Annotated in this window: 11 protein-coding genes; 5 read left to right on the top strand and 6 right to left on the bottom strand. The window is 67.6% G+C overall.

Going from position 1 to position 12836, the window contains the following annotated elements:
- The first annotated feature begins 93 nt into the window (after positions 1-93).
- Both ACWGDB_RS10305 and ACWGDB_RS10300 read left to right on the top strand, forming a co-directional pair.
- The gene (locus ACWGDB_RS10305; RefSeq protein WP_453822040.1) at positions 94-927 is read left to right on the top strand and encodes a helix-turn-helix domain-containing protein; all 834 of its coding nucleotides are present in this window, start codon (positions 94-96) and stop codon (positions 925-927) included.
- On the top strand, positions 909-1103 hold the full coding sequence (locus ACWGDB_RS10300; protein ID WP_453822039.1) for a DUF397 domain-containing protein: 195 nt from the start codon (positions 909-911) through the stop codon (positions 1101-1103). The genes ACWGDB_RS10305 and ACWGDB_RS10300 overlap by 19 nt, the downstream gene beginning before the upstream one ends.
- On the opposite strand, the gene ACWGDB_RS10295 is transcribed toward ACWGDB_RS10300, so the two are convergent.
- From ACWGDB_RS10295 to ACWGDB_RS10270, 6 genes are all read right to left on the bottom strand, one after another.
- Positions 1087-1959: a DUF6879 family protein gene (locus ACWGDB_RS10295; protein WP_453822038.1), complete on the bottom strand. Its 873-nt coding sequence runs from the start codon at positions 1957-1959 to the stop codon at positions 1087-1089. The genes ACWGDB_RS10300 and ACWGDB_RS10295 overlap by 17 nt on opposite strands.
- A 106-nt stretch (positions 1960-2065) precedes the next feature.
- Positions 2066-3037 (bottom strand): SCO2521 family protein, encoded by a 972-nt coding sequence (locus tag ACWGDB_RS10290; RefSeq protein WP_453822037.1) that lies wholly within the window; start codon positions 3035-3037, stop codon positions 2066-2068.
- Between the two features lies 1 nt (position 3038).
- The gene (locus tag ACWGDB_RS10285; protein ID WP_453822036.1) at positions 3039-4019 is read right to left on the bottom strand and encodes an SCO2522 family protein; all 981 of its coding nucleotides are present in this window, start codon (positions 4017-4019) and stop codon (positions 3039-3041) included.
- Positions 4016-4933 carry an SCO2523 family variant P-loop protein gene (locus tag ACWGDB_RS10280; protein WP_453822035.1) on the bottom strand — a complete coding sequence of 306 codons (918 nt, stop codon included), beginning with the start codon at positions 4931-4933 and terminating at the stop codon, positions 4016-4018. The genes ACWGDB_RS10285 and ACWGDB_RS10280 overlap by 4 nt, the downstream gene beginning before the upstream one ends.
- Positions 4934-4937: 4 nt before the next feature.
- Positions 4938-6788, bottom strand: a complete 1851-nt coding sequence (locus ACWGDB_RS10275; protein ID WP_453822034.1) for an SCO2524 family protein — start codon at positions 6786-6788, stop codon at positions 4938-4940.
- 72 nt (positions 6789-6860) lie between these two features.
- On the bottom strand, positions 6861-7652 hold the full coding sequence (locus ACWGDB_RS10270) for an SCO2525 family SAM-dependent methyltransferase (protein ID WP_453822033.1): 792 nt from the start codon (positions 7650-7652) through the stop codon (positions 6861-6863).
- Positions 7653-7928: 276 nt separating this feature from the next.
- Here ACWGDB_RS10270 and ACWGDB_RS10265 point away from each other — a divergent pair, with 276 nt between their 5' ends.
- From ACWGDB_RS10265 to ACWGDB_RS10255, 3 genes are all read left to right on the top strand, one after another.
- Complete coding sequence (locus ACWGDB_RS10265; protein WP_453822032.1) at positions 7929-8456, top strand: GNAT family N-acetyltransferase; 528 nt, start codon at positions 7929-7931, stop codon at positions 8454-8456.
- Between the two features lie 585 nt (positions 8457-9041).
- The gene (locus ACWGDB_RS10260) at positions 9042-9518 is read left to right on the top strand and encodes a hypothetical protein (RefSeq protein ID WP_453822031.1); all 477 of its coding nucleotides are present in this window, start codon (positions 9042-9044) and stop codon (positions 9516-9518) included.
- Between the two features lie 212 nt (positions 9519-9730).
- The coding region (locus tag ACWGDB_RS10255) for a tetratricopeptide repeat protein (protein WP_453822030.1) at positions 9731-12836 on the top strand (3106 nt) is incomplete at its 3' end.

Here is a 12836-nt window from a genome sequence, read left to right as displayed (position 1 = left end):
TTTCACGCATTTCACATCCATGGTGACCTGTGGCGCCTACACTCGGCAGGAGTCTGTGCCCTACAAGTGCAGGGCAGTACAAGGGGGTTGGCCATGGCCAACGGTTCGCGGCAGGCGGCCTGGGAGTTCTTCGGCGCGGAGTTGAAACGGCGAAGGGAGGACGCCGGGCTCACCCAGGTGGAGTTAGGAGCCCGGGTATTCGTCTCCGGCGGATACATCGGCCAATTCGAACAGGCCATTCGGAAGCCTCAGCGGGATGTCGCGCAGCGGATTGATGAGGCGCTGCAAACCGACGGTATTTTCGAGCGAATGTGGCGCCAGCTCATCAAGGATCAGCGGTACGCGGATTACTTCGCGAAGGCGGCGGAGCTGGAGCGGCTCGCGACAAAGATCTGCGAGTTCGCGCCCGCGCTGGTGCCGGGCCTGTTGCAGACGGCCGGGTACGCGCGGGCGGTGACCCTGGCGATGAACCGGTTCGCGACAGACGAGTACATCGAGGACAAGGTGTCGGGCCGCCTGGAGCGCCAGCACATCCTCAAGGACGCTACACGGCCCGTGTATTGGGTCGTCCTGCACGAGAACGTGCTGCGCATCCCGGTCGGCGGCCCGGCCGCCATGGTGGAGCAGCTGGAGCGGCTGGCGGCGCTGACGCGCGAGCGGACGGTGCTGGTGCAGGTGCTGCCGTACGCGGCGGGGGCCTACGCCCTCATGAACGGCATGTTGGAGTTGATGGAGTTCGAGGACGCCCCGCCAACGGCCTATACAGAAGCCGTGTATTCGGGGAATCTGCTGGACGATCCGGCTGTGGTGAAGCACGCGTACGCGGCATACGATCTGCTCAGGGCCGCCGCGCTGTCGCCAGAGGCGTCCCTGGCCCTCATCGAGTCGGCGGCGGAGGACTTCAGACGATGCGCGAGTACGACCTGAGCAACGCGAGCTGGCGCAAGAGCAGCTTCAGCGACGGCAACGGCGGCAGCTGTGTCGAGATCGCCGACGGCATACCCGGCGTCGTCCCCGTCCGAGACTCCAAACTCGCCTCGGACAGCCCCGTACTCCTCATCCCCGCGCACGCCTGGCGCGGGTTCCTCACGTCTCTGCGGTGACTCGCGGAGCCGTCTGCTGACGCTCCGCCTCCGCCCACAGCTCGGTGAACTGGGTGACGTGGTCCTCGATGTGGTCCGGCTCGGCGTTCAGCAACGTGCTGTCCGGGTTGTTCTCCTGGTCCGGCTTCGTCTCGTGGCAGAGTTCGCCGTCGAAGACGATGAAGTCGCTCACCCTGGGGTTGGACTGCATCAGCGACCGCACCGCGATACGCGCGTCGATACCTCGCCTGCGATGGCTGTCGCACAGCCCTCTGAGCTCCGGCGTGACCTCGTCCTCGGTCCGCACGATGAACAGGCGCCGGATCTCCACGCCCCGCCGCTTGATCGCCTTCTCCTGCGCGGCGAGATACCGCTCGGCGGGCCCGCTGCTCCAGAACTCCCGGTCCACCGAGGTGCTGGTGGCGTCGAGGGTCATCTTGACGCAGTCGGTGATGTCGATGAGCCACTCGTGGTTCTCGCCTGGGCAGTCCGCGCTGCCGCTGCCGAGGCCTTCCATCATCTTGGCGAGCCGGCCCAGTTCCTTCTCGGCGAAGGCCTGCATGATGTCGCCGCCCTGCTCACGGACCTTGGTGTAGCCGAGGACCAGCCGGGTCACCTCGTCGGACCGCAGCACCGAACCGTCGACCTGGCTGAACAACGTCGTCGCGGCGAGGATCTCGTTGAAGCGCCGGTCGACCTTCTCGAACCGCTCGCCGAAGTCGATCAGGTACTGCACGATCAGGGCCGCGCTGCCGATGACGATGGACGCCACCCACTGCCAGATGTTCCCGTCGTCCTGGCTGAGGATGCTGGTCAACAGGAAGGCCCCCGCCGCCGCCCCGGCGGTGATCAGGATCCGCCAGAACATCTTGGGCATGCGCGGTTCCTGGCGCGGTACCACTTGCCCGTTGCCACCTGCTCCTAACGATGACGCTCCGCCCATTTCTCTTCCCCCGTCGGGTATCTGGTTCCGGTACCGCCCCTCAGCGCGTGCTGAGCGCCTGGTGGGGCACCGCCACGGCCTGGAGGGCCAGTCGATCTCTGATGCGCCGGCTCAGGTTCTCCCACTGGCGGGAGAATCCCGGTTTGTCTTCGAGCACGTCCCACAGGTGACCCAGCGCGGGGTCCACGTGTGCGCGAGGCATCCACAGATGCAGCAGATGAACCACGACCGGATGCAGCGCCTCGACCACCGAGGGTCCGTCTATGGCACCGATCCGGTTGTTGTCCAGCATGTGCTGAACGGTCGTCAAAAGCCAGTCGTGCAGGGCGAGATCCTCGCACAGACCGGCCGCGGCGGACGCCGGGACGTCCTCCGGCAGCCGTAGCTCCACGGTCCGCAGCCCGCCCTCGGCGACGGTGAAGTTCGCCAGGGACGCCCGCTCACCGGCCGGGGTCCGCCGCGCGACCCACCGCAGCCGCGTCGGAGCGGACTTGAAGGGCACCCGGCGGTCCAGCAGCGCATGGCGGCGGAGCTGTGCGAGCAGGCCCTCGGCGATCATCCCGAGGTCGAGTTCGCCACGTCCCGCGCCCCGCAACACGCCCTCTGCAGTGGCCTGTTGGGGCAGCTTGCCGAACGGCTCGACCAGGCCCGGCCGTACGAGGTACTGCCCCCAGGGGCGCCGCATGTCGGGGCCGGCGGCCGGGAGGCTGAAGTACGCGGTCGACTGGAGCAGCCGGCCCTCGGTCAGCGCCGCGCGGGCGGCCACCGTACCGACGCCCCGGGTCTTGGTGCCGTTGGCGGCGGGCAGCCGGCAGTCCACGCCGGTCAGGACCTCGGGGGAAAGGACGTACATGCTGGGCCGTTCCGAGACCCGGACATGGACGTCGGCGCGCAGCCTGAGCAGCTGGGCGGCGGCCCGGGCGTCGAGCGCCTGGAACGACGGCAGCAGACAGGTGCGCACCTCACCGCAGGCGAGGACCGAACGCGCCGGTTGTCCGGTGGCCGCCGTCATCTCAGGTCTCCTCCGGCCGGGAGGAGTCGCCGGGCTCCTCGTAGAAGACGTACGTTGCACGCTGGGCGACCGCTGCCGGGACCGCCATCCCCTCGTCGGCGGACCGCTTGGCGACCTGCTGCAGCGCGCCCGCGTCGACGTCCGTCTGGTCCAGGATGAGCCGGACGGCGTCCTCGACGGCGAGGAAGCGGTTCGGCATGAGGGTGCAGGTGCGGTAGGCGCTGAAGGCCGCCTTGGTGCCGGTGAGCCGGACCAGCGGCGGCAGCCGGTCCCAGTCGTGCGGGAAGTCCTCGCCCTGCCAGTCCTTGGGCTCCAGCACGGGCTCACCGAGGTGGCGTAACAGCCCCAGCCGCGCCAGTTGCCATACGGCGGCCAGGAAAGGGCAGGACCACAGGCGCTTGCCGTCCTTCTCGGACCACAGCTCGACGTCCATGAAGACCGAGTGGTTGCGGGCGGCGGTCTCCTGGGGCGGTTCCCAGCCCTTGACCGCGCCCAGGGCGCTGCGGGACGTCGAGGGCGTGCGCTGGCCGTTGGCGAGCCAGCCGGTCTGGCTGACGGGCGGGCGGGAGCCGTAGCTGCCGGGCGGCGGCGACTCGACGAGACGGTGCATGACGGACTCGGCGAGCTCGACCCGGTCGGCGACCGCGCAGGCCGACTCGCGGGCGAGGTAGTCGATGACGAGGCCCGCCTTCTCGGCCTCCTTCAGCACCATCGGGATCAGCTCGGCCGGGGTGGAGAAGCGGGTGAAGTAGTCGTCGATCAGGAAGCAGGTGCTGATACGGGGCCGCTTGCTGCGGCGGGCGGCCGAGGCCCGCACCGCGTCCGCCCACACCCGTACCTCCGCGAAGTGCTCGCCCAGCCGCTTGGCGCCCGCCTCGAAGTCCTCCATGTAGAGGTGGCCCAGCTCCAGGGAGAGATGGGACAGCGGCACGGACTGGGTGCGCAGTTCGGCGGTGGTCTCCTGGAACACGGCTTCGCTCACGCCTGCTCCCAGTACTTGTCGTCGGTGAGGCGGCTTGCGAGCTGGCTCAGCGCCTGCCAGGTCTCCTGGTTGGCGATCTGGCTGTCGAGCACGTCCTCGTCGGTGATGAGCTGCTCACGCCACTGGAGGACCGGTTCGAGCGGCACCGAGCCGAGGACCTGGCTGTAGCCGATGCCGTGCGTGGAGGCGAGCTGCTTGAGGTCGCCGTCGGTCTTGCGCATCCACGCCGACTGCGTGGGCGAGACCTGCGACCACAGCGGCGATTCGGGGTCGGGTACGGCGGCCCTTACGAACCGGATCGCGTTGCGAAGCGTCTCCTCGTCGTGGCCGCGGTCGGCGCCGCCCGCGACGATGCCGCGCTTGCCGAAGACCAGGCTCGCGGCGGCGGCGACATGCTGGCGGGTCCAGCGGTGGAAGACCAGCCAGCGGGCCGTGACCTCGCTCATCTCGGGCTGTGCGGTGGCCTCCAGGACCATGTCGACGGCGTAGGAGCGGCCGGCGCTGAGGTCGACGACGACCAGGTCGAACTCGTAGTACAGGTTCATCAGCAGGTCGACGCAGCGGCGCAGGTTGTCGTCGCTGGTCGCGAACTCGCCGCCGCTGACGTCGCCGGGCATCAGGACCAGCCGGCCGCAGCCGGGCGGCGGGAAGCGCAGCACCTGGTGCTCGGTCTCGGCCCACACGTCGATCCGGGCCGGTTCGCTGACCTCCCCTATCAGGTAGGCGTGCAGGCCGCGGTCCTCGGTGGCCTGGCGGGCGTCGCCCACGTCGAAGACGGCCGCCGCGGTCGGCGAGCCGAAGTCGAAGTCCAGATAGCAGACGTCGTCCCCGGCCATCGCCCGGTGGTAGGCGAGGTTGGCGCTCGTGACGGAGCGCCCGGTGCCTCCTTTGTCGGAGGCGGCGAAGATCAGCACCGTGTCACACTCCCCGGTCCGCGGCTTCGCGGGCCCGGGCGAGCGAGTCGAGCTGTCCCAGCACGTCGAGCGTCAACGCGTAGGCCGTACCCGGCTGTTCGTCCACGAGGCTGCGGGCCCGGCGCAACTTGACCTCGATGTTCCGCAGTTCCATCCCGTGCCGGCCGGAGTCCGTGGGCGCGGGTTCCATCTGTTCGTTGCCCAGCAGATGGGCGGACTCGCTGAGCAACGCCCTTGCCAGCTCGGTCAGTTCGAGGCTGCGGATCGGGGGCTGCCGGTACATGTCGTGGGCCTGGACCATCACCTCGGTGACCCGCTCGGTGATGCTCCACGACACCGGCACGCGGCGCTTGCTGATCTCCGCCTGGGGATAGGCGGCGTGGACGTTGTCCCAGAGGCCGACGCCCTCGCCGTCGCGGATGCGGCGCGCCCACATGTGGTCGAAGATGTCCTCGGCCAGCCTGAGCAGCCGGTCGTGCGAGGCGAGGCTGCGCGAGAGCGTGCACAGCTGGACGGTCCGCTTCAGCAGCTGCGCCGAGAAGTCGGTCATCGACCACGTCATCGGCGGGCCGAGCCGCTCGCTGCCCTGCAACGGCAGAGCGACGCCCAGGTTGTGCAGCTCCTGGACCATGGGGTCGTCGCGCGTCATCCGGCTGGTGATACGGCCGCGCTCGGCGAGGCGCTCCATGATGCCGACGGTACGGGTCAGGTCGTCGTCGGTGGCCCGGCGGCGCATCAGGTCGTGCACGAGGATGGCGGCGACGGACAGGGAGAAGTACTCGGACTCCAGCTTCTGTCCCGTCGTACGCCAGGGAATGTCCTCCAGGGGCCAGCGCTCGTCGTCGAAGCGGGCGATGCGGGACCAGTACTGCTGGGTCAGCTCCCACCGCAGCCGCAGCGCCTCGGCGAGCTTCTGCTGCTCGGTGTTGAGCAGGCCGAGGGTGAGGGTGCGGTCCGAGAACAGGTCCTGGATGCCGTCGAGGGCGACCACGGTGAAGTACAGATACGGCACCGCGTTGGCCACGCCCTCGGGCTGCGGCCCGATGGGCTCGTCGGTCTCGACCTCGGGAGCGTCCCTCACCATGCTCCACGCCCAGCCGCACTCGAAGAGCTGGTTCTCGTCCTTGAGGCCTTCCTGGACGTCGATGCCGAGGAACACGCTCTCGTTGATCGCCGCGCGCAGCGAACGGAAACGGTTCTGGAACTTGCTCAGCACCTGTCGCTGCGACAGCCGCCCCTGGCCGAGGAGTTCACAGAGCGTACGGCCCTGGGAGGCGTCGACGTCGAAGACGTTGACGGTGAAGGAGCGCAGCAGGCTCACCATGGCGGCGGTGAGCCGGTTGCTGGTGGCCAGGCGCAGCTCGGCGATCGTCTCCTTGACGTCGCTGCGCCGGGTCCTGGTCTCGTAGACCTTGAGGAAGCCGAGGGTGGCGAGGCACAGGGTGATCGACATGGAGAACGAGTCGACGACGCCGAGTTGGCGCTGTTCCTCGGTGACTTCCTTGGTCTTGTCGGCGGACCCGAAGTAGTAACCCCCGGCGAAGGTCGGCCTCTTGTCCTCGCCGGTGTGCGCCCGCATGAAGTCGGCCATGGCCGTGACGAGGTTGGCCGGGACCTCCAGCCGTCCACCGGCCCGCTTGAGGACCTGCTGGACGTCCTCCTGTGTGGTGTCCGGGTCGTCCAGCCGGAAGGCGGGGATCTCGGTGGCCGGGTACAGCAGGCAGAGCAGCCGCTCGGCGTCGGCCACGCTGCTCTCGTTGCCCCAGTCGCCCCACTCCCACTCTCCCCCGTCGAAAGAGTGGCGGGCTACCGCCTGCCAGATGTCCAGCAGATGCTGGCGTGGCTTGATCTGCATTCCCTGCCCCTCACACAGACCGCACTGCCATCACTAGAGGAATATCGCTGTGCTGTTGTGAAGCTCCACCGATCAGCCGATCGGAATGAGCGCGTCCGAATTTCGCCAGCCGTAGGCGACGATCATTCCCGAATATCCGTCGCGCACCTCGGCCGCGGATTCGAGTCGCTGCACCTTGAAGTCACCCGCGAATGGCTCAAGGCTCGCGCGCACCTCGGATTCTCCCACGTCACAGGCCGGGAAGAAATGCTCACCGGCGTGATAGCCCGTGGAATGCTCCATGAAGGCGGCCGCGAAGGGGGCGCCGGGGACCAGGGCGCGCATGAAACGCTCGACGCCGAGCGAGAACTCCTGGTGGGACGTGGTCATCGACTCGGCGACGAAGAACATGGTCCCCATGGACCACCGGCGCTCGTACCGCGCCAGGTCGAAGAGGTCGCCCTGCTCGACGGAGACGACCTTGCGGAATCTCTCACGCGGGTCCGCACCAAGGGAGTTGTACGCCTCGTGCTCGCACAGGGTCTCCCAGAACTGGTCCCAGTTCCGGTCGTAGGACTCGGCCTGGCGGGAGAGGTACCGGACGTTCGACGGCGAGCGCTCGAAGAGGGTGATCTCCTCGCACCACGGCATCATGGCGAGTGCGGGATAGAGATTGGCACCGGCACCTACGTCGATACCGGAAACCGGGCCGAAGCCCTGCTTCCGGAAATGATCACCAAAATGATCCCGGATCATGTGCAGGATCTCCGCGTCCTCTGCCTGTAAGTCGCGGTAGTTGTGATCAACGTAGGCGATCGGGTCGAACGCCGCCCAGCGCACGTCTTTGTTCTTCAACTGGACGTCCCCCGACGATCTCTGGGTCATTCACTCACGGTACCAAAAGAAGGCGCACTGGGAGCGCGTCGAGGCATAAGCATCTCGCACTCTTGAACCACGGGATTGCCCTGCTCAAGATGGGCGGATCTCGAACCGAGCGCCTGAAACGGCAGGCAACGGGTGCTCACCCGCATGAGTGACTCCAATCCATCACATAGGGGGCAGTCGATGGCTATGCCGGAGGAACGTTTCCCTGTTCTGGGCCGCCGCTCCGACCAGGCGTTCTTAGCCGGCAGCAGCGATCGGCCCCTGACGACACGAGGAGTGACCGAGGCGGACCTGCCCGAGCTCCTGCGGGTGGACCGGGAGGTGTTCCCCGAGGAGCCGTACCCCTACTTCGTACTGCGCCAGCACTTCGACGTCCACGGCGACCGCTTCCTCGTCCTCGACGACGGGGACTGCCTGCACGGCTACGTCCTGTTCGTCACCACGTCGGACGGCTATGTGTGCTGGGTCCTGAGCCTGGCCGTCAGCGCCGACCGGCGCGGCCGGGGGCTGGGCAAACGGCTGATGCTGGAGGTGCTGCGCCAGTTGCGCCGCGAGCGGGTGCACGAGGTACGGCTGACCGTGGAACCGACGAACGCGGCGGCGATCATGCTGTACCGGACCCTGGGGTTCTCGGCCGAGGGAGGGGTGCGCAGGGACTATCTGGGGCCTGGGGAGGACCGGCTCATCATGGTGCTGGGGCTGGCTTCCAAATCGGGCGCCTCGGCGGAGTGGGCGGCGGCGGAAGCACCGGGACGCGATCACCTTCAAGTACCGCACCGGGACGCCGTGGATGGACTCGCCTGAGCGCTTCGGGTCGTGGAAGGGCATCCATAAACCGGCTCGGAAGTAGGTCGTTGACGGAACCTGGAAGAAGGTGTGCACGGCTCTGTTGGCCCAAGCCGACGCCGAGGCGATCTGGACTGGGGCGTCGCGGTCGACTCCACAATCGTCCGTGCCCACCAGCACGCGGCCAGGGCCCATCAAAGACGCCCCGGCCAGCTAGCCTGCCGATCATGCCCTTCGGCGCTCCTGCGGCGGCCTGCCAGCAATATCCATCCGGCTTCCGACAGCCAAGGCCGGCCGCCGGCGTTTCGCCTCACCCCAGGCCAGGCCGGTGACGCACCCGCCTTCGCACGGGTCATTGCCCGCCTGCGAGTACCCGGCCCGTAGGGCGGCCCCGCGCCACTCCGCAGGCGCTTCTCGCCGGCAAGGCGTACTCGCCCCAGGCCATCCGTGAGCAGCTGCGGCGCCGGGGTGTCCGTGCTGTAATCCCGCAGGCGTTGCGATGCTTGGGAATCCTCGGTTGTTGCGCAAGCGTGTTTCCTCGAAAACGGTACGTGGGTACGGGTAGGCCATAGAGTCCGGTCAACAACGCAAGTGGGGGATGGGATGTTGACGGAAGCTTTGGTGGCGTTGGCTGCGGCCGGCGGTACCGCCGTGGTGCAAGCGGCAGGCACGGATGCATGGTCGGGGTTACGGCAGCGGGTGGCTCAACTACTGGGACGCGGGGATGCCGATCGCGAGCAAGTCGAGCTGGACCGTCTGGAGCAGACTGCGGCAGCCTTGGAAGCAGCTGGTGATACCGAGGCGGAACGCGTACAGATCCGGCATGAGACTGCTTGGCAGACGCGCTTTGAGGCCTTGCTGGAAACTCTGAACGCATCCGAGCGCCAGGAAGTTGAGACCGAACTTCGTGCGCTATTGGCCAACTACGCCGGAGCTGCGGCCGGGGTGTCTACCCAACCCGGTGGGGTGGCTGCAGGCCGGGACGTGGTCGTCCGTGCGGACGGGGGGATCGCTGGTGGCGTCATCAGCGGAGGCGCACACATCGGCACCCCTCGCTCACCCGATCCGTCCAAGGGCTGAACGGACCGGGCGCCAAAAGCCCTAGCGTCTCTTCCAGGCATAGCGTGGATGCTCCGGTCCATATCGGTCGTGCCATCCAAGTGCCAGGGGGTATCGGTGCCGAGCGGATTGGCCAGGCGCACTACCACGCCGCACCGCGCACGACCGCGTCTTTGCCGCACCGGGTCGGAGCACTGCCTCGCACTGCCGATTGCTTCCAAGATCGGGCAGCATTGCGATCACTCAGGGAGGAGCCAGCCGACGGCGGCACCACGGTGCTCGGGCAGGTTCTGGTCGGTATGGGCGGTGTCGGCAAGACTCAGCTGGCCGCCCACTATGCCCGCACCCTGTGGGACTGCGGTGAGATAGACCTGCTGGTGTGGGTGACCGCTGCCACTCATGAAGAGGTCATCGACACCTATGCCGGCGCCGCCGCTGACCTCCTCGGGGCCGACTCGGGCGACCCTCGACGCGCCGCGTCCGCGCTCCTGGCCTGGCTCGCCACACCCCCGGAAGCATCGGGTCCAGACGCTGGCTGCCGGTGGCTAGTCGTGCTGGACGACGTGCCGCACCCAGCAGCCCTGGGTGGCTTGTGGCCCCCAGATGTCCCCCACGGCCGCACTCTGATCACGACCCGCAACCGCGATGCCGCCTTCGCAGTATCCGGCCGCCGCCGCATCGAGATCGACTTGTTCACAGATGCCGAAGCCACCGACTATCTGACAGCCAAACTTGCTGCCCACCACCGTGACGACGACCCCCAGCACATCAAGGGCCTCGCCCACGACCTCGGACGCCTACCTCTGGCGCTAGCCCAAGCGGTGCCCTATATGATCAACAAAGGGCTTGACTGTGCCGCCTATCGCAAGCGCCTAGCCGACCACCGCCTTATCTTGCCTAAACTGCTTGCTCACAGCACTGGTCTGCCCGACGATCAACGCTTCACCGTAGCCGCCGCATGGTCCCTTTCGCTTGACCTGGCCGACCACCTGCCCCCCACCAGTCTCGCGAGCCCCTTGCTGCGGCTTTCCGCGATCCTCGACCCCAACGGCATTCCGGCTACCGTGCTGACCAGCCCACCTGCCCTGGCCTACCTCACCCAGAACCATCCGACGACGACCGATCCGGTGGTCCTTCAGGCACCACCGATCTTGTCTGAAAGCCCGAGTGTCGAGGAAGCCACCGACGCCCTGTGGAATCTCCACCAGCTCAATCTGATCGACTACACCCCCGACACTCCTCACCAGTCCGTGCGCGTCCACCAGATCATCCAACGCGCCAGCCGTGATCAGCTCATGGGCCCGGAACGCGACCAGTTAGCCCGCGCGGCAGCGGACGCTCTGTGCTCCGTCTGGCCGAAAGTGGCCCGCGACACCAATCAAGCCCAGGTGCTTCGCGCCAACGCCTCCGCTCTAATCCGGCACGCTGAGCGCGCCTTGTACAGACCCAACGCCCATCCGGTGCTCTTTCGTACTGGCCGCAGCCTTGGCGAAGCTGGTCAGGTCTCCGCTGCCATCGACTACTTCCGAAATGTCGCTGAGACCGTTTGCCGTCATTTGAGTTCAAACCACACCGACACCCTGGCTGTCCGACACGAACTTGCTCACTGGCGAGGGGAGGCGGGGGACGCGACGGGCGCCGTAGCCGCCTTCGAAGAGTTGCTGGCCGATCAGGTGCGAGTGCTAGACCCAGACCACCCCGACATCCTCACCACCCGGCACGAACGGGAGCGCTGGCGAGGGGAGGCCGGGGATGCAGCCGCTGCCGCGGCCGGGTTGAGAGACTTGCTGCCCTATCGAGTACAGGTGCTGGGCCCGGACCACCCCGACACCCTCACCACTCGCCAACACCTTGCCTACTGGCAAGGGGAGGCGGGGGATACAGCCGCCACCGCCACGGCGGCCGCCTTCGAGGAATTGCTGGCCGACCAGATACGAGTTCAGGGCCCAGACCACCCGGATACGCTGTCCACCCGTCAAAATCTTGCCTACTGGCGGGGGGAGGCGGGAGACGCGACGGGTGCCTCAGCCGCCCTGAACGAATTGCTGGCCGACCGAGTTCGCGTACTAGGCCCGGACCACCCCAACACCCTCACCACTCGCCACCACCTGGCGTACTGGCGAGGGGAGGCGGGAGACTCTATCGGCGGGGTCGCCGCGTTGAAAGAACTGCTGGTCGACCGAGTTCGGGTGCTGGGCCCGGACCACCCCGACACTCTGGCCACCCGGCACAATCTTTCCCGCTGGCAGGGGGAGGCGGGGGACGCGACGGGCGCTGTAGCCGCCTTTGAAGAACTGCTGGCCGACCAGATACGGGCTCAGGGCCCAGACCAACGCGACACGCTAAATACCCGACTCCATCTAGCCCACTGGCGGGGGGAGACGGGGGACGCGACGGGCGCTGTAGCCGCCTTTGAAGAACTGCTGGCCGACCAGATACGGGCTCAGGGCCCAGACCACCCCGACACGCTAAATACCCGACTTTATCTAGCCCGCCGACAAGGGGAGGCGGGGGGCGCTGCCGCCTTATCGGCTATCGAAGAATTGTTGGCTGACCAGATACGGGTTCAGGGCCCAGACCACCCCGACACGCTCTCCGTCCGGCACAATCTCGCCTATTGGCGGGGGGAGGCGGAAGATGCGGCGGGTGCCGCAGCCGCCTTTGAAGAATTGGTGCCCGACCGGGTACGAGTACTGGGACCAGACCACTCCAGCACTCTGGCTACCCGGCACAGTCTTGCCTATTGGCGGGGGGAGGCGGGAGACGCGACTGGCGCAGCAGCCGCCTTTGAAGAACTGCTGCCCGACCAGATACGGGCTCAGGGCCCAGACCACCCCGACACGCTCTCCGTCCGGCACGAGCTTGCCTATTGGCGGGGGGAGGCGGGAGACGCGACTGGCGCAGCAGCCGCCTTGGAGGAACTGCTGCCCGACCAGATACGGGCTCAGGGCCCAGACCACCCCGACACGCTCTCCGTCCGGCACAATCTCGCCTATTGGCGGGGGAACGCGGGAGACGCAGAGGGCGCAGCAGCCGCCTTTGAAGAACTGCTGCCCGACCGGGTACGAGTACTGGGACCAGACCACCCCAGTACTTTGGCCACCCGGCACGAGCTTTCCTATTGGCGGGGGGAGACGGGACACGCAGCGGGTGCCGTAGCCGCCTTGGAGGAACTGCTGCCCGACCGGGTACGAGTGCTGGGACCAGACCACCCCAATACTCTGGCCACCCGGCACAGTCTTGCCTATTGGCGGGGGGAGACGGGACACGCAGCGGGTGCCGTAGCCGCCTTGGAGGAACTGCTGCCCGACCGGGTACGAGTGCTGGGACCAGACCACC

This window comes from Streptomyces sp. NPDC055013 (assembly GCF_053608645.1).
This window is presented reverse-complemented; position numbering and strand designations above follow the sequence as displayed.